Annotated in this window: 42 protein-coding genes; 19 read left to right on the top strand and 23 right to left on the bottom strand. The window is 46.3% G+C overall.

What is annotated here, in order from left to right:
* Positions 1 to 3 precede the first annotated feature (3 nt).
* The 15 genes from R5268_RS10935 to R5268_RS10870 all read right to left on the bottom strand — a co-directional run bounded on the left by R5268_RS10935 (position 4) and on the right by R5268_RS10870 (position 5,775).
* Complete coding sequence (locus R5268_RS10935) at positions 4 to 138, bottom strand: hypothetical protein (RefSeq protein WP_317419309.1); 135 nt, start codon at positions 136 to 138, stop codon at positions 4 to 6.
* Complete coding sequence (locus R5268_RS10930; protein ID WP_317419308.1) at positions 135 to 428, bottom strand: hypothetical protein; 294 nt, start codon at positions 426 to 428, stop codon at positions 135 to 137. The genes R5268_RS10935 and R5268_RS10930 overlap by 4 nt, the downstream gene beginning before the upstream one ends.
* Entirely contained in the window at positions 425 to 838 is a 414-nt protein-coding gene (locus tag R5268_RS10925) for a hypothetical protein (protein ID WP_317419307.1), read from the bottom strand. The genes R5268_RS10930 and R5268_RS10925 overlap by 4 nt, the downstream gene beginning before the upstream one ends.
* Entirely contained in the window at positions 835 to 1,278 is a 444-nt protein-coding gene (locus tag R5268_RS10920; RefSeq protein ID WP_317419306.1) for a recombination protein NinB, read from the bottom strand. Before R5268_RS10920 ends, R5268_RS10925 begins: the two co-directional genes overlap by 4 nt.
* 22 nt (positions 1,279 to 1,300) lie before the next feature.
* On the bottom strand, positions 1,301 to 1,654 hold the full coding sequence (locus R5268_RS10915; protein ID WP_317419305.1) for a hypothetical protein: 354 nt from the start codon (positions 1,652 to 1,654) through the stop codon (positions 1,301 to 1,303).
* Complete coding sequence (locus R5268_RS10910; RefSeq protein WP_214181447.1) at positions 1,654 to 1,860, bottom strand: DUF551 domain-containing protein; 207 nt, start codon at positions 1,858 to 1,860, stop codon at positions 1,654 to 1,656. The genes R5268_RS10915 and R5268_RS10910 overlap by 1 nt, the downstream gene beginning before the upstream one ends.
* The gene (locus R5268_RS19455; RefSeq protein WP_410795829.1) at positions 1,857 to 2,072 is read right to left on the bottom strand and encodes a DUF551 domain-containing protein; all 216 of its coding nucleotides are present in this window, start codon (positions 2,070 to 2,072) and stop codon (positions 1,857 to 1,859) included. The genes R5268_RS10910 and R5268_RS19455 overlap by 4 nt, the downstream gene beginning before the upstream one ends.
* Entirely contained in the window at positions 2,059 to 2,253 is a 195-nt protein-coding gene (locus R5268_RS10905) for a hypothetical protein (protein ID WP_317419304.1), read from the bottom strand. The genes R5268_RS19455 and R5268_RS10905 overlap by 14 nt, the downstream gene beginning before the upstream one ends.
* Before the next feature lie 12 nt (positions 2,254 to 2,265).
* Complete coding sequence (locus tag R5268_RS10900) at positions 2,266 to 2,436, bottom strand: hypothetical protein (protein ID WP_214182958.1); 171 nt, start codon at positions 2,434 to 2,436, stop codon at positions 2,266 to 2,268.
* A gap of 12 nt (positions 2,437 to 2,448) precedes the next feature.
* Positions 2,449 to 2,700, bottom strand: a complete 252-nt coding sequence (locus tag R5268_RS10895; protein ID WP_317419303.1) for a hypothetical protein — start codon at positions 2,698 to 2,700, stop codon at positions 2,449 to 2,451.
* A gap of 29 nt (positions 2,701 to 2,729) precedes the next feature.
* Positions 2,730 to 3,458 carry an ATP-binding protein gene (locus tag R5268_RS10890; RefSeq protein WP_317419302.1) on the bottom strand — a complete coding sequence of 243 codons (729 nt, stop codon included), beginning with the start codon at positions 3,456 to 3,458 and terminating at the stop codon, positions 2,730 to 2,732.
* Positions 3,458 to 4,246: a hypothetical protein gene (locus R5268_RS10885; RefSeq protein WP_317419301.1), complete on the bottom strand. Its 789-nt coding sequence runs from the start codon at positions 4,244 to 4,246 to the stop codon at positions 3,458 to 3,460. The genes R5268_RS10890 and R5268_RS10885 overlap by 1 nt, the downstream gene beginning before the upstream one ends.
* The gene (locus tag R5268_RS10880) at positions 4,246 to 4,914 is read right to left on the bottom strand and encodes a GIY-YIG nuclease family protein (RefSeq protein ID WP_317419300.1); all 669 of its coding nucleotides are present in this window, start codon (positions 4,912 to 4,914) and stop codon (positions 4,246 to 4,248) included. The genes R5268_RS10885 and R5268_RS10880 overlap by 1 nt, the downstream gene beginning before the upstream one ends.
* A 140-nt stretch (positions 4,915 to 5,054) precedes the next feature.
* The gene (locus R5268_RS10875) at positions 5,055 to 5,381 is read right to left on the bottom strand and encodes a hypothetical protein (RefSeq protein WP_025154244.1); all 327 of its coding nucleotides are present in this window, start codon (positions 5,379 to 5,381) and stop codon (positions 5,055 to 5,057) included.
* 181 nt (positions 5,382 to 5,562) lie between these two features.
* On the bottom strand, positions 5,563 to 5,775 hold the full coding sequence (locus R5268_RS10870) for a transcriptional regulator (protein WP_219694485.1): 213 nt from the start codon (positions 5,773 to 5,775) through the stop codon (positions 5,563 to 5,565).
* Positions 5,776 to 5,881: 106 nt separating this feature from the next.
* On the opposite strand from R5268_RS10870, the gene R5268_RS10865 reads away from it, so the two are divergent.
* From R5268_RS10865 to R5268_RS10790, 16 genes are all read left to right on the top strand, one after another.
* The gene (locus R5268_RS10865) at positions 5,882 to 6,604 is read left to right on the top strand and encodes an XRE family transcriptional regulator (RefSeq protein ID WP_247718323.1); all 723 of its coding nucleotides are present in this window, start codon (positions 5,882 to 5,884) and stop codon (positions 6,602 to 6,604) included.
* A gap of 618 nt (positions 6,605 to 7,222) precedes the next feature.
* A complete protein-coding gene (locus tag R5268_RS10860) occupies positions 7,223 to 7,477 on the top strand; it encodes a hypothetical protein (RefSeq protein ID WP_225902559.1) in 255 nt (84 codons plus the stop codon).
* Positions 7,478 to 7,531: 54 nt separating this feature from the next.
* Positions 7,532 to 7,837, top strand: a complete 306-nt coding sequence (locus R5268_RS10855; protein WP_317419299.1) for a hypothetical protein — start codon at positions 7,532 to 7,534, stop codon at positions 7,835 to 7,837.
* Positions 7,838 to 7,872: 35 nt separating this feature from the next.
* Positions 7,873 to 8,241: a hypothetical protein gene (locus R5268_RS10850; protein ID WP_317419297.1), complete on the top strand. Its 369-nt coding sequence runs from the start codon at positions 7,873 to 7,875 to the stop codon at positions 8,239 to 8,241.
* A gap of 69 nt (positions 8,242 to 8,310) precedes the next feature.
* Positions 8,311 to 8,463: a hypothetical protein gene (locus tag R5268_RS10845; protein ID WP_317419296.1), complete on the top strand. Its 153-nt coding sequence runs from the start codon at positions 8,311 to 8,313 to the stop codon at positions 8,461 to 8,463.
* Positions 8,464 to 8,714: 251 nt separating this feature from the next.
* Positions 8,715 to 8,960, top strand: coding sequence for a hypothetical protein (locus R5268_RS10840; protein ID WP_317419295.1), 246 nt, complete (start codon positions 8,715 to 8,717; stop codon positions 8,958 to 8,960).
* Positions 8,957 to 9,880: a RecT family recombinase gene (locus R5268_RS10835; RefSeq protein ID WP_317419294.1), complete on the top strand. Its 924-nt coding sequence runs from the start codon at positions 8,957 to 8,959 to the stop codon at positions 9,878 to 9,880. Before R5268_RS10840 ends, R5268_RS10835 begins: the two co-directional genes overlap by 4 nt.
* A 2-nt stretch (positions 9,881 to 9,882) precedes the next feature.
* Positions 9,883 to 10,578 (top strand): lambda exonuclease family protein, encoded by a 696-nt coding sequence (locus tag R5268_RS10830; protein ID WP_317419401.1) that lies wholly within the window; start codon positions 9,883 to 9,885, stop codon positions 10,576 to 10,578.
* A gap of 39 nt (positions 10,579 to 10,617) precedes the next feature.
* Entirely contained in the window at positions 10,618 to 10,905 is a 288-nt protein-coding gene (locus R5268_RS10825; protein WP_317419293.1) for a hypothetical protein, read from the top strand.
* A 63-nt stretch (positions 10,906 to 10,968) separates the two neighbouring features.
* Complete coding sequence (locus tag R5268_RS10820; protein ID WP_317419292.1) at positions 10,969 to 11,760, top strand: DNA cytosine methyltransferase; 792 nt, start codon at positions 10,969 to 10,971, stop codon at positions 11,758 to 11,760.
* Between the two features lie 2 nt (positions 11,761 to 11,762).
* Positions 11,763 to 12,119, top strand: a complete 357-nt coding sequence (locus R5268_RS10815) for a hypothetical protein (protein ID WP_317419291.1) — start codon at positions 11,763 to 11,765, stop codon at positions 12,117 to 12,119.
* A gap of 18 nt (positions 12,120 to 12,137) precedes the next feature.
* The gene (locus R5268_RS10810) at positions 12,138 to 12,296 is read left to right on the top strand and encodes a hypothetical protein (protein WP_317423095.1); all 159 of its coding nucleotides are present in this window, start codon (positions 12,138 to 12,140) and stop codon (positions 12,294 to 12,296) included.
* Positions 12,286 to 12,495 carry a hypothetical protein gene (locus R5268_RS10805; protein WP_045138173.1) on the top strand — a complete coding sequence of 70 codons (210 nt, stop codon included), beginning with the start codon at positions 12,286 to 12,288 and terminating at the stop codon, positions 12,493 to 12,495. Before R5268_RS10810 ends, R5268_RS10805 begins: the two co-directional genes overlap by 11 nt.
* Positions 12,492 to 12,860: a phage protein NinX family protein gene (locus R5268_RS10800; protein ID WP_317419290.1), complete on the top strand. Its 369-nt coding sequence runs from the start codon at positions 12,492 to 12,494 to the stop codon at positions 12,858 to 12,860. Before R5268_RS10805 ends, R5268_RS10800 begins: the two co-directional genes overlap by 4 nt.
* The gene (locus tag R5268_RS10795) at positions 12,857 to 13,123 is read left to right on the top strand and encodes a DUF5405 family protein (protein WP_194857171.1); all 267 of its coding nucleotides are present in this window, start codon (positions 12,857 to 12,859) and stop codon (positions 13,121 to 13,123) included. Before R5268_RS10800 ends, R5268_RS10795 begins: the two co-directional genes overlap by 4 nt.
* 228 nt (positions 13,124 to 13,351) lie before the next feature.
* Entirely contained in the window at positions 13,352 to 13,540 is a 189-nt protein-coding gene (locus R5268_RS10790) for a helix-turn-helix transcriptional regulator (RefSeq protein ID WP_025155030.1), read from the top strand.
* A 768-nt stretch (positions 13,541 to 14,308) separates the two neighbouring features.
* On the opposite strand, the gene R5268_RS10785 is transcribed toward R5268_RS10790, so the two are convergent.
* The 6 genes from R5268_RS10785 to R5268_RS10760 all read right to left on the bottom strand — a co-directional run bounded on the left by R5268_RS10785 (position 14,309) and on the right by R5268_RS10760 (position 16,156).
* On the bottom strand, positions 14,309 to 14,515 hold the full coding sequence (locus R5268_RS10785) for a peptidase (RefSeq protein ID WP_317419289.1): 207 nt from the start codon (positions 14,513 to 14,515) through the stop codon (positions 14,309 to 14,311).
* Positions 14,472 to 14,849 carry a hypothetical protein gene (locus R5268_RS10780; protein ID WP_317419288.1) on the bottom strand — a complete coding sequence of 126 codons (378 nt, stop codon included), beginning with the start codon at positions 14,847 to 14,849 and terminating at the stop codon, positions 14,472 to 14,474. Before R5268_RS10780 ends, R5268_RS10785 begins: the two co-directional genes overlap by 44 nt.
* Positions 14,846 to 15,004 (bottom strand): hypothetical protein, encoded by a 159-nt coding sequence (locus R5268_RS10775; protein WP_317419287.1) that lies wholly within the window; start codon positions 15,002 to 15,004, stop codon positions 14,846 to 14,848. Before R5268_RS10775 ends, R5268_RS10780 begins: the two co-directional genes overlap by 4 nt.
* A complete protein-coding gene (locus tag R5268_RS10770) occupies positions 14,986 to 15,462 on the bottom strand; it encodes a lysozyme (protein WP_112549535.1) in 477 nt (158 codons plus the stop codon). The genes R5268_RS10775 and R5268_RS10770 overlap by 19 nt, the downstream gene beginning before the upstream one ends.
* Positions 15,455 to 15,646 carry a phage holin family protein gene (locus R5268_RS10765; protein ID WP_046893979.1) on the bottom strand — a complete coding sequence of 64 codons (192 nt, stop codon included), beginning with the start codon at positions 15,644 to 15,646 and terminating at the stop codon, positions 15,455 to 15,457. The genes R5268_RS10770 and R5268_RS10765 overlap by 8 nt, the downstream gene beginning before the upstream one ends.
* Positions 15,647 to 15,718: 72 nt before the next feature.
* Positions 15,719 to 16,156: a hypothetical protein gene (locus R5268_RS10760; protein WP_218454240.1), complete on the bottom strand. Its 438-nt coding sequence runs from the start codon at positions 16,154 to 16,156 to the stop codon at positions 15,719 to 15,721.
* Positions 16,157 to 16,524: 368 nt separating this feature from the next.
* On the opposite strand from R5268_RS10760, the gene R5268_RS10755 reads away from it, so the two are divergent.
* Positions 16,525 to 17,232 (top strand): LexA family protein, encoded by a 708-nt coding sequence (locus R5268_RS10755; protein WP_317419286.1) that lies wholly within the window; start codon positions 16,525 to 16,527, stop codon positions 17,230 to 17,232.
* Positions 17,233 to 17,376: 144 nt separating this feature from the next.
* Positions 17,377 to 17,709, top strand: coding sequence for a hypothetical protein (locus tag R5268_RS10750; protein ID WP_247719088.1), 333 nt, complete (start codon positions 17,377 to 17,379; stop codon positions 17,707 to 17,709).
* Between the two features lie 44 nt (positions 17,710 to 17,753).
* Here the strand turns inward: R5268_RS10750 and R5268_RS10745 are convergent, their stop codons facing one another.
* Positions 17,754 to 17,969 carry a hypothetical protein gene (locus tag R5268_RS10745; protein WP_247717238.1) on the bottom strand — a complete coding sequence of 72 codons (216 nt, stop codon included), beginning with the start codon at positions 17,967 to 17,969 and terminating at the stop codon, positions 17,754 to 17,756.
* A gap of 466 nt (positions 17,970 to 18,435) precedes the next feature.
* On the opposite strand from R5268_RS10745, the gene nlpA reads away from it, so the two are divergent.
* Positions 18,436 to 19,251, top strand: coding sequence for a lipoprotein NlpA (gene nlpA, locus R5268_RS10740; protein WP_052927001.1), 816 nt, complete (start codon positions 18,436 to 18,438; stop codon positions 19,249 to 19,251).
* 44 nt (positions 19,252 to 19,295) lie between these two features.
* Here the strand turns inward: nlpA and R5268_RS10735 are convergent, their stop codons facing one another.
* The gene (locus tag R5268_RS10735; protein WP_247719089.1) at positions 19,296 to 19,958 is read right to left on the bottom strand and encodes a CerR family C-terminal domain-containing protein; all 663 of its coding nucleotides are present in this window, start codon (positions 19,956 to 19,958) and stop codon (positions 19,296 to 19,298) included.
* Positions 19,959 to 19,969: the final 11 nt, after the last annotated feature.

Raw genomic sequence — 19,969 nt, 5'->3', positions numbered from 1 at the left:
TACTTACTCTTTTTTCTCGGCATCATCATCTCCTTTTATCTTCTCGACTACTTCCAGATGCGGACATTCACTGGCGCACTGGTCGCACAGCCACGTCTCATCGTCGGCCAGTTCTTTACTGCACAGTTGGCATATCATGGTATACCCCGCTTAATTGCTCTTTTCGCTTCACGGCGCATTGCAATCCCTAGTCGCTCAAGCCAGTCTGCATACTTCAGCACAGCCTCGGTTTCATTATCGAAACGCGGGAAATCGTCGATAGCTATTTCAACTTTGAGGCCGCGGCTAAAAAACAAATCACAGGTAACAGTCAGCTCCTGCTCCAGCTTTGTTTTTCCGTTGTCATGACTCACCATGTACTTTTTTGACTTTTTATCTTTGCCTTTTTCGTAATGGATTAATTCCATTTTAGTTTGCTTGGTCTTCACGCCCGAACCTCCCGCAGCATTGCGTCAATGTCATTGATGAACGACCATCCGAACCCAGGCTCAAACGGACGGGTTCTGGATTTTGGACGCGATGCTTTCTCCTTGATTACCGCCATCCTCGCCTTGGCTACCGGGGTCGGCTTTTCTGCCAGGCAGCTGAAATGCGCTCTAACTTTGGATGCCGCACGGTCATCAAAAGCGTAATAAACCTGACTGCCTTTCCTGCGCACGGCGTGGACACTGCCGATATCTTGCAACAGCCGGACAAATTTAGCGTCTATCATGCTGCCAAGACCGGTGGCCTGCGCAACCATCTTGACCGTGAAGGTATCAAGGTGGCGAAGTGACCGGATTATTTTCAGGCACATATCCTGCTTCTGCTCATTGGTGTGAAGGTATTGCCTTGTCATGCGTCCTGCTCCCTTTTGAGTTTCATGTACTCCGAATCCTCCGGCGTAGTCAGTATTAAACCGAACTGTGCAGCCCATGATTCGATTTGTTGAAGAAAGTAATGCATATCCCCTTTATCCAGTTTTGAAGTGCGCCTGAGCGTCTCACGTTGCGTTTTCTCGCCGGTGATAACATCGGTGTACTCAGTGGTTTCAAATCCGAGATATGTCGCCTTCAGGCTTTCCTTCACCCATGCTTCAGTGCAAAACGGCCGGCCGGCACGAATCAGGTAATCGCTGATTTCTTTGTACCAGACATGGCTGAGTGAATTTTGTGAAAGGCTTCTTTTCGGGCGGTAGGGTTTTGCGGTGATACTTAACTTCGGGTGGGTGTTCAGTAGTGATTTTAGTTGCTCGTAAAACAGTTTTTTGTTGGATTCATGCAGGCAGAAATTTTCCACATTACCTCCTGTGTTTTCTCTGTCATTTGAACCTCATTAACCAGCCGGTAATGTTCCTGTCGATGATTTCGGTGTGCTTCACTTTTTTCGCTCTCCTGCACATAACGTATGTAGCCACACCATAAACCGGATAAATAAACGGCGTTGTCACTGCAATGAAAATCATGGTTAACAATGTGATAGCAGTGAATGGCATCTCTCTGATTTCAGTATCCAGCCAGAAAAGCCAATTGTAACTCTTCATGCATTCGACATATTTATGCGCCGTAAACGCCATGCAGTCGAAGAAATTGAAGTCATATCCAGCTGCGGCGGCGTACGCTGGCCGGTCGAAAAAGTGTCTGAGAGTTACCGGATATTGTTTGAAATACTTCATCACTCCTCCGGTGGTTGTGGTAGTGGGATGTCATCAAAATCAATCCAGTGAGTAACTGTCAGCGCTCTGTTGTTGATTGCGGATGTGATGTATTGGAAGTTGGCACCTGAGCAATTTCCGACGCCAACATTTAAATGACCGCCGCTCTCAGTTAAAACTACAACTCCATCTTCCGGCATTCTTTCCGAGCACTTAATCCAGTTCATAAACCCCTCGGACATTCTGGTAGCTCCATCCAATGACTAACTGTGCATTTAACGCCCATCCAGCCGGTCATTCCTTCGTTATCATTCGACTCCGCATCCTGAAATTTTCCGATCTCTGATATCCAGAACCCGGTAGTTATTCCATGAGAACCGCAAATGAGGTATTTACCATCGCGGGATGGGGTTTTCTCGTTACGATTAATCCATTCCATCTTCATCTCCTTTTGGCGGTGTCTGGTACGGCAGTCTGCTGCAAACTCCGGCCATGTAGGCGCGGTACATGGAATTGATGGCACCTTCGGTATAACCATCACCGAACTTCCATCGCATGATGCGGTTCAGCGGCATTCCCGTTTCTTTCGCACACCACTTTTCAAAATCCGTTGGTTCCATAATCAAAAGTCCTCAGTGAATTGCGCCGTGATACACAACAACTAAATCATCTACCCGGGCGCCGCCGAGGTTAGCCCAGAAGATTACCGTCGCCTCCGCGTCCATTTCGCATTCAGCTTCCATCAGCTTTTCAAACGGCTTCCCGTTCCATAAGCCGGTAATTTTGTAAACTGCTCCGTCCATAATCAAAAGTCCTCACTCACCGATATCAACGCTATGCAATTTTCCGCCGCAGAACGGGCAGAAATTGATGTGTATACGACTACCGTTACCTTCGTCGTAATAAACTGCATCCCCCAGACTATCGCCGGTCATCGTGTCGATGGCGGTGTATTTGTAAATACCTTTGGTCTTGCCGGTAGGTGATTTGTTTTTCGCCCTTTTACGCATGAAGTCACACAGGTAGCTCGCGTACTTTGTTCCGTTGGATTCGCATTTTTTCATCATCAAAAGTCCTTCTGTCTTGGGTTATGCCGCTACTTAACCTGTCTGCGGAAGCTTTCCCAAGTGAAATTGATAACGGTCGGCGATCCCATTCTCAGGCGATCAATAACCCGATCACCCAATGCTTTCGCCAGTTCGTCAAAATTGAGATTGGTCAGCACACCTACAGGCTTTTTGTTCGATAACCGGCGGTCTACCACCTGGAAGATAATCAGCTCTTCGTTCAGGTTTCCGCGCTGCACACCGACATCATCCAGCACCAGTAAATCCACTTCGCACAGGTCGTTGATCAGCTGCGACTCAGTAGTTTTTGCACCCTTCTGGTATGTCTCACGGACACGCATCATCAGGTCTGGCAGAGTGGCGATCAGAATGCTTTTCCCGTTCCGGATTATCTGGTTGCCGATAGCAGCTGCCAGATGGTTTTTACCGGTACCGGGATTGCCGCTGAAAATAAACCCGCCAAATGATTTACCGAACTCAGCTGCGTACTGCTGTGATTTACTGAGCGCCCGCTGCTGCTCCTGCGTTGTCGCCTGGTAGTTATCGAACGTGCATTCCTGGTGTAACGGGCTGATACCGGAACGCCCCATGATTTTATTGAGACGGGTAACGCGGTTTTCATCGGCGATCCGTTTCGCATCGATAGCGCCCTGCTCACGCTGCCACGCCATCAACTCAGCAGCATTCGTGAATTTCGGTTTGATATGCTCCGGCTTCATGCGGTTAAACCGCGCCAGAGTCTGCGCTGCTGTTGCCATCAGAAGTCCTCCGGTATGAACTCACTCGCTCTCGATGGCTGCACAATGCGATCACCGACACGGCGACGGGCAGGCGCTGAGTTTTTGTTCTGGTAGTTGAGTTTCTGGCTTGCAGTGATAAACCAGTTTTTAGGCTTTTCAGCCCTGAATTCGATATCCAGCCGTTTCAGCTCATGCACCAGGTCGATATTCGAATACAGCCCGCTCCACTCAGCGAAGTCTTTGTGGTTCAGGCGGATCACTTCTCCCTCGAATGCATACTTGCTCGACATCTGGTGAATACTTGCCAGGTTATTTTTTTGCTCGTCAGGACAAGCCGGTTTTTCGGCTTGGGTGTTTATAGGGTTAAGGGAATCAGGAATCAGGTTAAGGGAATCAGCCGGGATTGTTGTATGCTCTTCCTGTTCTTGCACCATGCAAGTACTATGCTTTTCTGGTGCTCCTTTATTATCAGTATCTTGCGATAACTGTTCAGGTATTTCACTGGCCGCTTCTTTAACGTGAGGGTTCTGATGCTTCTTCCAGTTATTCACCTGGATAAAATCATTTCCGTCCACTGAATACCGGGTGATGAAGTTTTTACCATGCAGCTGCGCCAGTAATTTGTCACAGTCAACATCATCGTAAGGAAGAACCATTGCCTTAATCTTGCGTGGCTTGTCTTCCATACGGCCTTCACGGTCTGCGATTGTCCATAACCCGACAAACAGAATACGGGCATAAGGATCACACTCCGCCAGGTCATCATTAGTGAAAAACCCGGGCTTAATATTTCTTGCTCTGGCCATTAAAAAGGCACCTCCGATTTTAGTGCTAACTCAGGATTGTTCCTTTCCCATTCCTCATGCTTCTGACCTATATAGCTGTGTATCAGGTATGCGGAACTATCGCTGAAATAAAGTGAATGAGAGGCAACGAATTGTTTTTTACAGAGATGGACGGCAAGCCGGATAAGCCTTTCTGCTGTTGCAAGCTTGCAGCCGAATACATCGATACCAATAGACTCGAATAATTCATCCAGATTTAGCTCATTAAGTTTTTCTGTGCAGATAACATCGAATGAATCAGCAAGGTCTTCAACTTTATCCCCAACCCTTGCAAGGCAGACTTCCGAACATGCATCTGTGATTTCATTCAGGTCACACTTGAAAAACTCCCTGGATTCATTTATCCGATATTCAGATAAATAGTCATGAATACAGGCCTCATCCTCACCGGGAGACGAAGAATAAAATGCAGCTTCAATTTTGAATTGGTCTGGGACGCCCGTAGCGGATGAAAGCTCTCTCGCCCTGTTCTCTGGTGAGATGGTTGTCATACCGATCTTATAAATGCCTGGCATGTATTCATTGCTGAGGACGTACACCCAGCCCTCAGTCCTGAAATCGCTTGGTAAATCCAATGTTTTAGATACTTCTCGATGAACGCTCATCTCACCAAGATGTCTCGTCCCCATAGCGACCTCCATATCTTTGTTTCGTAATTACTTTCATGTATAATTACTCCGTCGTTATCTGTATCAAAAAAGGGGAAACCGTATATTCCCCTTTCCTAAATCACTGGTTATTGATACAGTGTGAAAGTTAAGTGCTTTTCTTAATGCGCCTCAGCTGCTCCAACAGCCGGGGCGTTTTCTTTTGTTCTCATCAGAGAGAGTTCGCCGATCTGCTTCCACAGAAACCGGTACTCTTCCTCGCTGATTTTCTTCTCGCCTGGCAAAACAAAATCTGTGATACCGGCTGCGGCCAATGTCTCGCATATCTCCGGTAACTTTTCTGTTCTGCGTAAGACTGTTGAATCGTGTACACCGAGCAGTTTTGCAACCACTGTCTGTGTGGTGCTTCTCAGTGCCTGATGAGCTGTTGCCATCAGATGATTTGACACAAACCGGTTAAACGATTTGCGTGGATTTGCATTTTCCATAATTCATAATGTCCTTATTGAGATACAGTTATTCGCTCACTTCCTGTGAGGTGTTGCTGTGTTGAAAAAATGTAATTTGGTGGGTTTTGCCTCTTCGGTACATTGTCTCCTTGGAGATACGCCGCCCGCCCGACAATATGCTGTGCCGTTCAGCTACTTCTTTTTGGTCGGTGATGTTTAATCACCCAAAAATTTCATGCAGGTCAGGTCTTAACTGACTCGCCAGAACGGCTCCGTTTGTCACCATTTCGATACGTTTTGCGCTTGTGGCAGATGGTTTTTTCCGTCCGTGTAACCAAGCCCACACTGTGGGTTGTTTTACGTTACAGGCGTCAGCCAATTTCCGTTGGTTGCCCACCATGCCAATAGCCTTGTCGATAAGTTTGTTTTTCATAAATAACCTCGGCTGTTGGAATATAACCAATAATAGCCTTAGATATTTTAAAAGTAAATAGCTTTGGCTGTTTGTTGGAGGATAGCTGCGGCTATATAATTGAGATATGAAAAAGACAACATTCACTGAACGACTAAACCTCGCCATGAAGATGCGTGGATTCACACAATCATCACTTGGTGATGCTGTTGGTATGGCTCAGCCAAGCATATGGAAGCTGACATCAGGCAGGGCTCACAGCTCAAGGAAGGCCGTTGAGATAGCCCATGCATTGAACGTCGATCCTGTTTGGCTGGCTACTGGTGAGGGGGTGGCTCCGGATTTTTTAAATGACCACGCTTCTGATGGCGTCCCTATGGACTCGATAAATCCTGAAAAGGTTGAGGCATGGGATAGCCGAACCCCATTAGACAAAGACGAGGTTGAGATTCCTTTTTACAAAAGTATTGAGTTAGCGGCTGGATATGGCTGTGATGGAGCTGAGGATGAAAATGGGTATAAGTTACGCTTTTCCAGATCCACCTTAAACCGGTATGGCGTTCACCCAAGCGAGGCCATGGCATTCCCCGTTCACGGAGATAGTATGTCTCCAGTTATACCGAATGGCGCAACAGTATCAGTTAGCACGGGACATAAAAAAGTCATTGATGGCGGCGTGTACGCCATTGAACAAGATGATCTGTTACGGGTGAAAATATTGATGCGCCGCCCAGGTGGTAAATTAATAATCCGTAGTTTTAATTCATCAGATTACCCCGATGAAATAGCGAATGAAGACGACGTTAAAATAATCGGTCGCGTCTTTAACTGGTCTGTTATGGGTTGGTAACCATCCACTCCCCCGCGATAAACCTGCTTCGGCAGGTTTTTTTGTGCCTAATTTTTGTGATCTAGCTATAAAAAATACCCTCAAGTAAAAAATAATTACCCTTTAAATACATAAACATATAGCTTTATCTATAATTTATATATCTTTGGCTATTTACATGATAAATATCTTTGGCTATATTTATATCCATCGAAGGGCAACCGGAGATAACCACAGTCGAACGGCGCGACTTTAAACCATGCGTCGGGCACTCGGCGGAACCAGCTAGCTAAGTGGTCAATGAGATGCACTACAGATCGCTTATGAAATACCAATATTTGCATAAGTCATTTGATAGGAGCAGCGCATGAAAACGAAAGTGACCTGTCCGTTGTGTCTGAGGACATTTGACCCACGAATACCGGTAATGCACATCAGCAAGTATCACAAAGGCGCTACCGATGCTCAGTTAGCAAAAATAAGGAATGTTCGCAGAAAGGCAACATACGCAAGCAGCTGAGAATGAACCGCAAGCCGATTATGCCGAACGGTGGTATCACGGCCAGAGCATGACCATCGGTCAATCACCAATACTGACTAACAACACAATCACGAAAGGATAACGTTATGTGCAACTGCATGAATGAAATGGGCGGGAAGATTAAAAAGCACATTTCACAACAGGTTCCTGCCGGTGGCGAAATAATTGATTATGAAACAGATTGGGATAACAAAATGCTGTCTCTTGAGGATGGCAAATCCTACGTAATGCTCAATTACAAACTCGCATACCGGGCTAAAAAGAAAAGCGGTGAGATGGCAAAAAATATTACCCGTCTCAGTAACTGCGTAAAAATGTCTTACTGCCCTTTCTGCGGCGTTAAGTATGACTAACACCCCGCATCGGGGATAACTATTCGGACATCACGTAGCACAGGGAAGTGCATAGTGGCATTACTTCGGATAAAGGAAATATCCGATTACCGCAAGGATGATAAAAACAACAACCGGAATACCGATAACTATTTTCAGGTACTTGATGAACGATCGGGTTATGGCTTTTTCTACGGCCTTACTGATGATTTCTTCAAGTTGTTCAGGGGTCATGTTCATAATTCTCAACCTAAAAAGAAAGTTAGCGCAGCAAAGTCAACAAACAGTCTAAACGCAAGTGTAACAGGGGAGAATGCCCCTATTATCAACGAATCACTTAAAGTCATCAAATCCATGATTAGTCCCTTCATGAAAATTTAAATGTATGGCTGTAACTATTACACAGCGAGGTAACAATGCAACAAAAATATTACATGGCGAACAGCATGGAGTTTAAAGGCACACCCGCACCGTGGACTCATTCAGGCAGTCGCGGGCTTAACGAAACAATCGGAGGCTCTATTCATGGAGGCGGAAATACATTATGCGTCGTCATGGGAAAACGCATCGGAAAGGAGCAGGCGACAGCTAATGCGAAACTGATGGCGGCAGCACCGGAGTTATTATCAGCATTGCAAGGTATCCAGCAATCAATGGCTAAATATATCAACATCGCAAATAACATCGGCATGGATGTTACCGCAGACGGGTTTTATCTTGGTCACGCGATGGAGGTTGAAGAACAAGCCAGAGCTGCAATCAACAAAGCACTTGGCCGCGAATAGCCGCCCTGCTCTCTTTCACACAGAAGTAACCCACCCTATCCCACCTCGGGATATCAGCAGGTAAACAACATGAAAACTAAACCTTGTCGCGCTGCGTTCGACTTTAACGCGGTGCGCATCACTACGCCTCAGGCAAAGCGGAATAATCACGTTCCGCGCTGGGTTGAGTATTTAGCACTCGTAATTGTCGCCGCCGTAGCTGTTATCCCGACGGCGATGTAAGGGGGATTTATGCAGATAACTTGCGACCACTTCAGCTGTTCCAGTAGAGCCGGCGAGTCGGTAATCACTACCCACGGACGGGTATTTATCAACGGACTTGATTCTGAGGCTATAGGAAATAGCGATGCCGACATACAGGAATTAGTCGGTAACTGGCTGCGGAGCATGGATGAGCAATCAGCAGTTGAAACGCTACGGAAAGCAGGGTTCGACATGGATGTTATCGCACAGATTGCAGGAAGGAGCGCAGCATGAACGCATACGCAGCACAGGATGCTCAGGAAGAGCGGCGGCTGGAACATGCAGCATGGCAGGATTCCGTAAACGATGCTCTGTGTATGGATGCTGACGAGTTCATTGATGGACTCCCTGAGCATATCTTATCGCCGGAAATGGAAAAGATAATGGATCCTATCTTCATCAAAAGCGGCAAATCACTGGATGCATTAATCGAAGGGATTCGGAATGCGTACCTCATCTGGAGAAGTGAGCAATGAGTACCGCAATACAAAAAGTGTACGAAACAATAAACCCGCTCAAAACGGACTTTGAGCAGGTTTGCAGTGAGCCGAGCATAGCATTCAAAAGGGAATCTGAGTTCGCTATGCAAATATTTGCCAATAACGATTACCTGGCGACCACGGCGTTAAATAATCTGGTGTCGGTTCGCAGTGCAATAATGAATATTGCCGCCATCGGCATCAGTCTGAATCCGGCGCAAAAGTTGGCTTATCTTGTTCCGCGGGACAGAAAGGTTTGTCTCGATATCAGCTATATGGGGCTGATGCACATTGCGCAGCAATCAGGTGCAATAAAGTGGTGCCAGTCCAGCATTGTCCGCAAAAACGATAACTTCCAGCTCACATCTATCGATACAGCCCCTCGGCATGAATACAACGCTTTCGCACCGGCAGAAGAACGCGGCGATATTGTCGGAGCGTATGTCGTAGTTAAAACAGATGACGGCGATTACCTGACGCACACAATGCCGATTGCTGATATCTATGCAATCCGTGACCGGTCATCAGCCTGGAAGGCATGGAAATCAAAACAAAAGTCATGCCCGTGGGTAACTGACGAAGAACAGATGATACTGAAAACAGTTGTGAAGCAGGCGGCTAAATACTGGCCTCGCCGTGAGCGACTTGATCATGCCATCGATTATGTGAACACAGAATCCGGCGAAGGTATCGATTTTAAAGGTGAGCAATCACAGGAACGTGATGTTACGCCGGCAGGAGAAACCCAACTACAGGATATCGCCGATCTGATGATTAAGGTTGATGGCGACTGGAGCGATACATTCCTCGCATTCATCAGTAAAAAATTCAACCGCCCTATCTCCCACCCGGAACAGCTCACTGTATTTGAGGCTAACACCATCATCGATATGCTCAGGAAAAAGGCAGGCGAATAATGATCAGTAACGACATCATTCTCAGCAAAACCGGCATCGATTTATCAAACATATCGCAGGGAAGCGAAGAATGGATGTCACTGCGCCTCGGGGTGATTACCGCCTCAGAGGTCTGGAAAGTGCTCACAAAACCACGCTCAGGGACGACATGGAGCGACACAAAAAAGACGTATTTCAATACGCTTATCGGTGAAGTCTGCACCGGTGTGAACAAGGATGTTAGCGCCCGTTCTCTGGAATGGGGAAAAGATTACGAACTCGAAGCACGGATGACATTCGAGTTTTACAGCGGCCTGACGGTCACGGAAGACCCGATAATTTTCAGGGATGAATCACTGCGGACAGCATGCTCTCCAGACGGTATTTGCAGTGACGGCGCTGGCCTTGAGCTTAAATGCCCCAAGACAACGGAAGTCTTTATCGACCTGGCTTTAAACGGAATTAAGGCCATGAAAAGGGAATACACCGCTCAGGTTCAGTATTCAATGTGGATCACCGGAAAGGATGTCTGGCACTTCGCAAACTACGACCCACGCATGCCGGGAGGAAAGGAAATTGTCCACATACCGGTAGAGCGCGACGAAAAGATGATGCAGGAATTCGACCAGCAGATACCGGAGTTTATTGAGGCAATGGATGCCGCTTTAAACACACTCGGCATTGAGTACGGTAATCAGTGGAAAGGATTTCAGCTTTAATAACAACAGTATATTAAATAGCCAGCACAGGATATCGCCATGAATAAATGCTGCTTATGCAAAAAAGAGATTGATGATTATAGCGGATATGAATATCGGGGTTTCTCTTCCTGTGAAGAATGCTTTGATGAGGTATGTGAACGGGTTGACATAAAAAGGCGAGAAATAATAAATCAGCATGATTCTGCGTCCAAGCCATTAAAGGGTCTAGATATAAGGCCAGATAACCCCATTGGAAAGGCTAACCGTGAATTACTTAAAGGAAGTATAGAGGTTGCTGGTAAGGAGTCTCATCTGGAAAAAAATTATAGAAACGGAATTCTATGATTTAACCAAATAACCCCACCGTTTCAGGATGAAGCGTAATGCAGGGATGCAGAGGAAATAACAATGACTGCATTTTACAACGAAAACGATCCGTTCGCTGCTCAGTGGTTACGGAACCTCATTGCTGCCGGTCATATAGCTCCGGGTGTAGTGGACGAAAGGAGTATTGAAGATGTCACACCAGATGACTTACGCGGATTCACACAATGCCACTTCTTCGCCGGTGTCGGAGTGTGGTCACTTGCCCTGCGCCGTGCAGGATGGCCGGATGATAAACCAGTCTGGACAGGAAGCTGTCCGTGCCAGCCTTTCAGCGCGGCAGGCAAAGGAAATGGGTTTGCTGATGAGCGGCACCTTTGGCCAGCATTCTTCCACCTCATCAACGAGTGCAAACCTGGCGTTATCTTTGGTGAGCAGGTTGCAAGTAAAGACGGCCTCGGATGGCTCGACCTTGTTCAAACTGACCTGGAAGCAACGAACTACGCCACAGCTGCGGTCGATTTATGCGCTGCGGGCTTCGGTGCGCCGCATATCAGACAGCGATTGTATTGGGTGGGCAACACCAACAACCAGGGAATGGAAGGAATGCGGGGATGTGAGTCAGTCATTCTTCCGGAAAGACGGGAAGATGCGAAACGACACGCTGTACCGCCAGCTATGGCTGCACATGTTTGGGATGGATGGCAAGCCGTCACGGGAGCAGATAAAAACTCTCGAATGCTGCCACCTGACTTTGGCGAGAGAACTGATGATGCTGCCGGTCGGGTGGGAAAACTCCGCGCCTACGGAAATGCCATCATCGCGCCGGTCGCGGAAGAGTTCATAAGGGCTTATATGCTGATAACAGAGGAATGAATATGAAAAGTGAATACGTGATGCACGGTCAGGTAATGCAATTTGTCGCACCAGAACCAGACCCGAAAGATGCCTGTAACCTCTGTGGCGGTAATGTCGGTAAAAATAATTTAATTCAGGGGCAGGCAGCAAATATCTGTTTTGACTGCTCAGATTTGGCGAAGCAGTTGGCAGATGAAAAGCGGAAAGAAATAGCTGAAAAGGAAATTCAGCAAATGGCAAAAGACTTGTCACTGGCAAATATAACCACTGATAAAGGACTTAATATTGCTGACACAGGCATGGCAACTGCTTATATGTATGCCGAGAGACTATATAAAGCCGGATACAGAAAATCAGCACCAGAAATTAAGCAATAAAATCATCGGGAAATAACCATGACCATCGGATTTGTATTACTACTGGTAATGCACGGCTCTGCTGTGCCTGTTACCGATGATATTTATACGCTCGAAGAATGTGAAAGCCGCGCAGTGCAGGTAATGGCTGTGCGGAATGTTGACGTGATTTGCGGGGAGGTTATCCATGGAGAGTGAACCAATTCAGGTACCAAAGGACTTATTGGAAGAATTAGCATCTGAATATCAATCAAAAATACTTTGGTTTATGCAGGCTTATAGCGGTTATTACAACATAGTTGGCACTCGCTGGAACCGTGATTATAACGATTATGTCGATAGTTTTAATGCCGCCGCTGAGTTATTGGGCTGGGATAAGATGGAGAAAATAGAATGAACAAATATCGTGACAAATCAGACTTTGAGATTAATAAGGCTGTGTTTCGCGCCGCCAGAATAAAACATAAATGGTTTAGATTTTTACCGCATGGCGTGGTTACTTATAATATCAAAAGTGATTGGGTAATCTTCGACCCCTGCAACAACCCAGCGGACGCAATGCCGATTATTATTGAGAATAAAATAACGGTAGCGTATGACAAATTATATGAAACCTGGTGTGCTCATGTAGGGTCTGTAATTAGTGATGATGGTGGGTGGGATTATTCTATTGAACCAGTAATAAACTATTGCGACGACAATTACTATCGCGCAGCTATGATTTGTTTCCTGATGATGAAAGAGGCGGAGAATGAAAAATGAATATTAAATTAGGCCAATACGTTATTACATCAGACCCACACCAGTTAATCCTCAGCGAAATTAAAATAGCTAAAGAAGGGAAGAATGCCGGACAGGAAGTTACGGCAACCATTGGTTATTACCCAAAACTGGAGCAGTTGATTAAAAAGATAATCACCATTGAAGTGCGCAAGGATGATATTCAGTCGCTTCAGGACATGGCTGATAAAATCGATGAACTGAGCGTCACCCTGTCCAGACAAATCCGGGAATCACAAATCTGAGGTGACCAATGACACCACAGGAAGCAGAGAACGGACGCAGACGAATAGCAAGGGAATGCTATCACGAACTCGACGCTAATCGCCCGCTTAACGACGACAAGCGCCGCACCATATTGAAGAAACACCTCAGGCAATTCACGTCACTATTAACCGAATATCACCATAAGCGATCGATACCGGCTATCTGGCTGAACGTGTATTTATTTAAGTTGGAGAAGGAGATGAAGTATGGATAACATTAACGATGATTCTTTAATTGACATGAAGTTCATGACGCGAGATGCTGGCTTCACTTCCAAATATTTCTACAGCCAGATCAATAAAGGCAACCTGCCAAAGCCGATAAAAATCGGTGAAAGGTCGCGCTGGAAAATGGGTGATTACCGTAAGTGGAAAAACTCTTTTTCATGCCGTTAAAATGTCTTTGTGGGCATCTTTGCGGGCATCCCCTGCACACCAACATAAAATTACTAACAATTCCAATATAATGAGAGCGTGTTCGGTGTTTGCAGGGGACACCAGTTATACATCTCAAATATTCCCACCAAGTCCAATAACCCATTAAAAACAATAAATTAATTCAAACCCACGTCTGGTGACATCTCACTCAGTTTACTTATCAGTATGGACGAAGACCTCTGAAAGTGAATGAAACTTTTTGTGGGATACTGACAATCCACAGTTAAACCATAAGCACCTGTATTACAGGTAGTTATTTTCACAAAAAAAAAGCCCCACAGTTCGCGGGGCAGATATAACCGGTAATACCTTACGGTGGGTTAGTACCTCGGGGTATTGTCACTTCCGGAGTTGTTACCTTCGGAGTTGTTACCCACGGAGTTGTCACTTCCGGAGTTGTCACCCACGGGGTTGTCACTTCCGGGGATGTTATTTCCGGTGTTGTCACTTCCGGTGTTGTTATCCACGGAGTTGTTACCTTCGGGGTTGTGATCGGCGGACATGTACACGTTGGTGTTACCGGCGGACATGTCGGCTCCGGCGGACACGTCGGTTTCGGTTTTTCCGGCTCCGGACATTCACACTCACATCCGCATTTACAGCAGTTGTTAACAATCACCTTGATAACTGTCTGACCATTCTCACAACACGTTCCCTTTTTTACTTCTGTCATTTTTTAATCCTCAAATAACATTGTCCAATATTGAACTGTTTAAATATACAGCATTATTGAGATGCCTTATAATCCGCTCCGGAAGCACGCATATATTCAAACTCACGTATTGCCTGCTTATCGTGATTGCAGCCTGCAATTGATTTCATGGCATCGGCCAGCAGCAGGATCGCGCCGCCGTAAGTCAGTTCATCCGGAATAACCGGCAGCGGGCAGTCAGCGAGAAGGTGCGCCGGAACCGGTACTGACGGCGCGGGCACGAATATCTCTTTCGTATTGCTGCAACCCGCCAGTGACACCATCAGGAACAGGAGCAACAGCACATTCACTCTCTTTAAGTTCTGTTTTGATAATTGTCTTAACATTGATGTGTTCCGCTTCCTCCGCCTGCTTTGCCCGGATATTACTGAGTGCAATACGGTGTCCGGCCATAAATGCTGTCCGCGTCAGATGATTGACGGCCAGCTGCTGGTCATATTTATCCTTCAGTACCCGATAGTTGTCTTTCAGGCCGCCATACAGATGCAGGGTCAGCAACAGGCCGGTCAATATCACAATGCAGATACCGGACACTATTTTTGTCAGGATATTCATAATGTTTCACACTGATAATGAATGACTTCTGCCTGCGGATGTCCCGGCAGAGGCCGGCAGTAATCAGGAAGTGAATACAGATAACAACCTGCCAGCAGACAGGTTGTCAGTAAGATGATCGCGGCAATAATCAGCACTACAGGGTTGCACGACATACCGCGTTCTCCGTTTCGCGCCGGTTAATCAGCCCCTGCCACTGCTTACCACCTGCAAATGTCCAGCGTTTCATTTCGTCACACGCACCGGCGATATCACCGGCATTGAGTTTACGCAGCATCGCGGAACGCGAGAATGCACCGGGACCGGTGTTATACACGAAAGAATAGATGGCGGCCCTGGTTGTATCGTCAACCGGGACTTTAATCATCGGATCAACAGCACGGCGGACTTTCTCAAGGTCACGGTGCAGCAGCGCCCGGCACTCATCAGCCGTATAAATTTTTCCCGTCTGAATATCACCGCCGGTATGCCCGTAACAGACTGTCAGTACTCCGGCCACATCACGGTAAGGTTTATATTCCACCCCCTCATAGGCCGTGATCAGTACCAGGGCAGCGGCAACAGCACCACCGGCAGCGGCGGCAGCTGCTTTTTTGCTCAGATTATTATTCATGATGTTCTCCGGCTTTTATCTGATACTCTTTCCGCCGGTAATACCAATTGATAAAAAATGTACCAATGGTACAGACAATCCCGATAAGGACTGCCCACTGATCCAGCGATAACACTCCCAGAACAGAAGTAATAAGCCCCCAGGTATATGCTGCGGGCCCGGAATATTTATCTGACATGCTCATATACACTCCCTTGCAGAGTGTTCCGTAAATATTATTGAAAGGTAAATTCAGATAATGGATTAAATATAAAAATTAATGCACCGTTGTTTCCGGCTCTTTATTTCTGACGGCCTTTAACCGGGAATCAATATCCGTAATCGCAGAGCGTCCGAATCCCGGAGAGATATAGGCTTTACTGACAGTTTTCCCGCAAAATTTAATTCGCTTCATTCCTTTTGACGGACATTTCATTACCGGATTCGGCTCAGGCTCACCTCTGATTTCACGAACGTAGCGGTACAGGCGCGTGACAGCATCCTGTGCCACCGCATATTGCGGAATATAATGCCGCCCCTGTTTAACCATTCCCACTTTTACCAGACTGCCGATTTTATGCAAAATTGTAGTATATGTCCGGATAAAAATTTCAGATGTTCCGGTATATTGTGCAGCATCACTATTAGTAAAATATTCATAGTCCCGGCAGGCCCGGATAATATCGGTATAGATTTTAAATTTTTCCTCAGTCATTAGGACATCCTCCGTAATATTACCCTATAAATAATCAGCAGCGCACTGTATTAAATAGCACTATACCGATAGTTATAAAATATAAATAATTGTCAGGGAAATTTAAATAAATTGATTGAATATAAATGTTGCCGGATAATACCGGCAATAATCCCGTTTGCGGGACTCATGTTTGATGGCGATGCGTTTCGCATACCTGCCCCGGAAATACACAACGGTATGCCTCCCGGGTTTGTGCGCATTTTTCAGCGCAGACTGTTAAAGAGCGGTACAACATCATCTGTTGATGGATATAATAATACCATAACTATTAAACATGTCAATATCTTTAGTATTGACAAAAATCTGATTTTTGGTATTACTATAGTATGAATGAAAAACGACAACTGACGACAGAACAGCTGGCAGACTGCCGAAGACTGAAAGCTTTGTATGAGTCAAAGAAAAAAGAGCTGGGTATCACCCAGCAGAGCATTGCTGACATACTGAATATCAGCCAGGGCGCCGTCGGTCACTATCTTAATGGCCGTAACGCATTGAATTTACAGACAGCCAGTGTTTTTTCCGCACAACTTAATGTCCCGATTTCAGATTTCAGCCCGTCTCTCGCCACTGAGGCACAGGCGCTGAGCGCTGCTATTGACAGCAATATTTCCGGCCTGCGGCCTTACAAGCCCTCCCCCCGATACCCGGTGATAAGCTGGGTACAGGCGGGTGCCTGGAATGAAGCAAATGAAGCCTACTGTCTGGATCAAATTGATGAATGGTATGAATCAGAAACCCATGTTCAGGGTGCTGCATTCTGGCTGAGAGTCGAAGGGGATTCCATGACAGCCCCGACCGGTAAAAGCGTACCTGACGGCTCGCTGATCCTTATTGATACCGGCAAAGATTCTGAAAACGGCAGCCTGGTCGTCGCAAAACTGACAGATTCTAACGAAGCCACATTCAAAAAACTGGTTATCAACGGTGGCAACTGGTATCTGAAAGGACTTAACCCGACGTGGCCAGCGATGAAAGTCAACGGTGACTGCAAAATTATCGGTGTTGCCGTTCAGATGATGATGAAGCTGTAATTATCTTCACCCTCCCGGCAGAGGGTATTTTTCGGGTAAAAATAATACTTATGGTAGCTATTTTGCAGTGACAGACATCATGCCAGAATAATACCAATAGTATTTTTATTAGTATTAATGCTCAGAAAGGTAAAGGAGACAGAAATGAGTTGTCGCGGATATCATTGCGCCAGAGCCCGCCGGTCTGCCCGCAGACAGCAATTACAGGCAGAGTACCAGCTTAACAAAGAGCTGAAAGCCGCCCTCAGCGGGGAACATAATAACGGACAGCACATTAACGGAGAGCGTATTCAGGAAGAACCGGTTTTATCGCTGAACAGGCAGCCAATGAACAGAGTCACAAAAGCACTCTCAGTCCGCCGCACTTATACTGTGAATTCTGCCGGCAGTTGCTGCCTGACAAGCACATCACTGTATTCCGCCCACCGCTATCCGTCAAAACCGAAGTCCGGATACGGCGTTACGGCGAAAGTATGAACAGTGACAGATAAACGCCGGGGAAACACCCGGCGTTTATCACATTATCCGACCGAATGCAGTTTTACATGTGATCCGAGATACTCCCGCTTACGTTGATTATCAGCAACTTTGTAGCATTCCGGATACAGTGCCGCAATCTCGTCCATTAATTGTGCAGGTGTATTAACTGCTTCCATTTTTGATGCAAGAGCCAGTGCCATATCAAAAGCCACCCGCTCAACAGGATTATATTTTGGTGAAAAGATTTTATTTGGCATATTATTTCTCCATTTATCATTGATAAATAACAATATGCATTACTTATCATTATGCAGGCTTCCGAAATGAGTATAACGGAATATATTTTCCGGAACAGGTCAGTAACTGCGTATTTGATCAATACAGCAACCTTTTTCCGGTTTGCTATATTCTTTTTTTCTCATCACAATAACTTTCAAATATTAACGTGTCCTTTGTCACATTTTGTCATCATTCACTGACAAATCCCGATAATACATTAACCAGACTTTAAAAAGCCGGACACTACTACACATCCGCTCCGGTATAGTAAGTTCATCCAAGTAGAGAGTACCCTGAAGAAATGTTGTGATTATGCCCGCGGATTGCGGGCTTTTTTTTATTTCTGTCAAGATGAAATTTTTGCATCACCCTTCCCGTTGACCTTTCTTTCATTTTGCCGCTATTTACTGAGACATACTTTCAGTAAACAGAATGGTGAACATAATGAAAAAACAATTTTCTCTGTTTTTTTCCGGTGCTGTTTTAGCGCTGGGATTGTTACTGTCAGGTTGTGATAAGGGCACAACTGACATGACAAAAATTAAAGTCGGTGTGATTAATGGTGCCGAGCAGGATGTGGCCGAGGTTGCCAAAAAAGTGGCCAGAGAAAAATACGGACTGGATGTCGAGCTGGTCGGCTTCAGCGGCTCCCTGTTACCGAATGATCCGACAGCCAACGGTGATCTCGATGCTAACGTCTTCCAGCATCGTCCGTTCCTGGCTCAGGACAATAATGCACGGGGCTATAATCTGGTCGCAGTGGGGAATACCTTTGTATTTCCGATGGCCGGTTATTCCGATAAAATCAGCAATATCAGTGAATTAAAAACCGGCGATACTATCGCTATGCCGAATGACCCGACAAATCTGGGTCGCGCATTATTATTAATGGAAAAAGAGAAGCTGATTAAATTAAAGTCCGGTACCGGTTTATTACCTACCGCGCTTGATATTACCGAAAATCCGCTGCAACTGAACATCATGGAGCTGGAAGGTGCCCAGTTACCAAGGGTGATTAAAGATCCGAAAGTGACTGTGGCGATTATCAGCACTACCTATCTTCAGCAGACCGGTTTATCTCCGGTAAAAGACAGTGTGTTTATCGAAGATAAAGAATCACCGTACGTCAATATTATTGTCACCCGTGAGGATAATAAAGACGCAGAGAATGTGCAGAAATTTATCAAAGCTTATCAGTCACCGGAAGTAGCAAAGGCCGCTGAAACCCTCTTTAACGGCGGGGCTGTTCCCGGCTGGTAATGACAGCAAACTTAAGCGTGCCGGACACCGTCCGGCACGATTTCTCACTCCTGATCCAGTCCCAGTGCACGACATGAAAGCAGCACAATCTGTCCGGTAATGGCTGTCAGTGAATCCTCACTGACTGATTTTTCTTCACTGCGGCGAAGATAGGCTTTCTGCGCCACCACAAATCCCAGAATCTGTCCTATCAGTGCATGTGCCCTGATAATCGCTGTTTTGGTATCTGCCTGTACATCAGCAAGCTGTACCAGACGGGTGAGCTGTTCATGAAATGGTTCGATAAAGGACTGATAAATCACATTATAATTTTCAGTCTGCTCCAGCTGTTCCCGCAAAATCAGTGTGGCATACAACGCACGCTCCGGCGACAGCAGTGCTCTGCACAGCCCGGTAACCATACTGGTCAGAACCGTTTTCAGTGCTGTTTTACCCGGATGCGCCTGTACCATCAATGCTGCCGTGGCGGCATCAATCCCGCTGACATCCGTGACTGCCGCCAGATCATCCGTGATTTTACGGATCACCGCCGCATATACACCCGACTTTCCCCCCATATGATAAGGAATAGCCGACTGATTCACACCAGCCTCCTCCGCCAGCTGCCGGGTCCGGACACCGCTGACGCCGCTCAGGGCAAACAGGCGGACGCCCGCCTGTATCAGTTTCTCTTTGGTCTGCTCTGAGGAGAGCGCATGTTTATTCATCTTATCCGTCA

It is taken from the genome of Morganella sp. BCCO 40_0007, assembly GCF_032989665.1.
Classification (GTDB): Bacteria; Pseudomonadota; Gammaproteobacteria; order Enterobacterales; family Enterobacteriaceae; genus Morganella; species Morganella sibonii.
The sequence above is the reverse complement of the archived record's forward strand: the minus strand, read 5'-3'. Positions and strand labels throughout refer to the sequence as shown.

Bases quoted from the DNA above. Each gene is read 5' to 3' on its own strand.
- R5268_RS10935 (WP_317419309.1), bottom strand. From the start codon at position 138: ATGATATGCCAACTGTGCAGTAAAGAACTGGCCGACGATGAGACGTGG.
- R5268_RS10925 (WP_317419307.1), bottom strand. From the start codon at position 838: ATGACAAGGCAATACCTTCACACCAATGAGCAGAAGCAGGATATGTGC.
- R5268_RS10915 (WP_317419305.1), bottom strand. From the start codon at position 1,654: ATGAAGTATTTCAAACAATATCCGGTAACTCTCAGACACTTTTTCGAC.
- R5268_RS10910 (WP_214181447.1), bottom strand. From the start codon at position 1,860: ATGAACTGGATTAAGTGCTCGGAAAGAATGCCGGAAGATGGAGTTGTA.
- R5268_RS19455 (WP_410795829.1), bottom strand. From the start codon at position 2,072: ATGGAATGGATTAATCGTAACGAGAAAACCCCATCCCGCGATGGTAAA.
- R5268_RS10905 (WP_317419304.1), bottom strand. From the start codon at position 2,253: ATGGAACCAACGGATTTTGAAAAGTGGTGTGCGAAAGAAACGGGAATG.
- R5268_RS10900 (WP_214182958.1), bottom strand. From the start codon at position 2,436: ATGGACGGAGCAGTTTACAAAATTACCGGCTTATGGAACGGGAAGCCG.
- R5268_RS10895 (WP_317419303.1), bottom strand. From the start codon at position 2,700: ATGATGAAAAAATGCGAATCCAACGGAACAAAGTACGCGAGCTACCTG.
- R5268_RS10890 (WP_317419302.1), bottom strand. From the start codon at position 3,458: ATGGCAACAGCAGCGCAGACTCTGGCGCGGTTTAACCGCATGAAGCCG.
- R5268_RS10885 (WP_317419301.1), bottom strand. From the start codon at position 4,246: ATGGCCAGAGCAAGAAATATTAAGCCCGGGTTTTTCACTAATGATGAC.
- R5268_RS10880 (WP_317419300.1), bottom strand. From the start codon at position 4,914: ATGGGGACGAGACATCTTGGTGAGATGAGCGTTCATCGAGAAGTATCT.
- R5268_RS10875 (WP_025154244.1), bottom strand. From the start codon at position 5,381: ATGGAAAATGCAAATCCACGCAAATCGTTTAACCGGTTTGTGTCAAAT.
- R5268_RS10870 (WP_219694485.1), bottom strand. From the start codon at position 5,775: ATGAAAAACAAACTTATCGACAAGGCTATTGGCATGGTGGGCAACCAA.
- R5268_RS10865 (WP_247718323.1), top strand. From the start codon at position 5,882: ATGAAAAAGACAACATTCACTGAACGACTAAACCTCGCCATGAAGATG.
- R5268_RS10860 (WP_225902559.1), top strand. From the start codon at position 7,223: ATGAATGAAATGGGCGGGAAGATTAAAAAGCACATTTCACAACAGGTT.
- R5268_RS10850 (WP_317419297.1), top strand. From the start codon at position 7,873: ATGCAACAAAAATATTACATGGCGAACAGCATGGAGTTTAAAGGCACA.
- R5268_RS10845 (WP_317419296.1), top strand. From the start codon at position 8,311: ATGAAAACTAAACCTTGTCGCGCTGCGTTCGACTTTAACGCGGTGCGC.
- R5268_RS10840 (WP_317419295.1), top strand. From the start codon at position 8,715: ATGAACGCATACGCAGCACAGGATGCTCAGGAAGAGCGGCGGCTGGAA.
- R5268_RS10835 (WP_317419294.1), top strand. From the start codon at position 8,957: ATGAGTACCGCAATACAAAAAGTGTACGAAACAATAAACCCGCTCAAA.
- R5268_RS10825 (WP_317419293.1), top strand. From the start codon at position 10,618: ATGAATAAATGCTGCTTATGCAAAAAAGAGATTGATGATTATAGCGGA.
- R5268_RS10820 (WP_317419292.1), top strand. From the start codon at position 10,969: ATGACTGCATTTTACAACGAAAACGATCCGTTCGCTGCTCAGTGGTTA.
- R5268_RS10815 (WP_317419291.1), top strand. From the start codon at position 11,763: ATGAAAAGTGAATACGTGATGCACGGTCAGGTAATGCAATTTGTCGCA.
- R5268_RS10810 (WP_317423095.1), top strand. From the start codon at position 12,138: ATGACCATCGGATTTGTATTACTACTGGTAATGCACGGCTCTGCTGTG.
- R5268_RS10805 (WP_045138173.1), top strand. From the start codon at position 12,286: ATGGAGAGTGAACCAATTCAGGTACCAAAGGACTTATTGGAAGAATTA.
- R5268_RS10800 (WP_317419290.1), top strand. From the start codon at position 12,492: ATGAACAAATATCGTGACAAATCAGACTTTGAGATTAATAAGGCTGTG.
- R5268_RS10795 (WP_194857171.1), top strand. From the start codon at position 12,857: ATGAATATTAAATTAGGCCAATACGTTATTACATCAGACCCACACCAG.
- R5268_RS10790 (WP_025155030.1), top strand. From the start codon at position 13,352: ATGGATAACATTAACGATGATTCTTTAATTGACATGAAGTTCATGACG.
- R5268_RS10780 (WP_317419288.1), bottom strand. From the start codon at position 14,849: ATGAATATCCTGACAAAAATAGTGTCCGGTATCTGCATTGTGATATTG.
- R5268_RS10775 (WP_317419287.1), bottom strand. From the start codon at position 15,004: ATGTCGTGCAACCCTGTAGTGCTGATTATTGCCGCGATCATCTTACTG.
- R5268_RS10770 (WP_112549535.1), bottom strand. From the start codon at position 15,462: ATGAATAATAATCTGAGCAAAAAAGCAGCTGCCGCCGCTGCCGGTGGT.
- R5268_RS10765 (WP_046893979.1), bottom strand. From the start codon at position 15,646: ATGAGCATGTCAGATAAATATTCCGGGCCCGCAGCATATACCTGGGGG.
- R5268_RS10760 (WP_218454240.1), bottom strand. From the start codon at position 16,156: ATGACTGAGGAAAAATTTAAAATCTATACCGATATTATCCGGGCCTGC.
- R5268_RS10755 (WP_317419286.1), top strand. From the start codon at position 16,525: ATGAATGAAAAACGACAACTGACGACAGAACAGCTGGCAGACTGCCGA.
- R5268_RS10750 (WP_247719088.1), top strand. From the start codon at position 17,377: ATGAGTTGTCGCGGATATCATTGCGCCAGAGCCCGCCGGTCTGCCCGC.
- R5268_RS10745 (WP_247717238.1), bottom strand. From the start codon at position 17,969: ATGCCAAATAAAATCTTTTCACCAAAATATAATCCTGTTGAGCGGGTG.
- nlpA (WP_052927001.1), top strand. From the start codon at position 18,436: ATGAAAAAACAATTTTCTCTGTTTTTTTCCGGTGCTGTTTTAGCGCTG.
- R5268_RS10735 (WP_247719089.1), bottom strand. From the start codon at position 19,958: ATGAATAAACATGCGCTCTCCTCAGAGCAGACCAAAGAGAAACTGATA.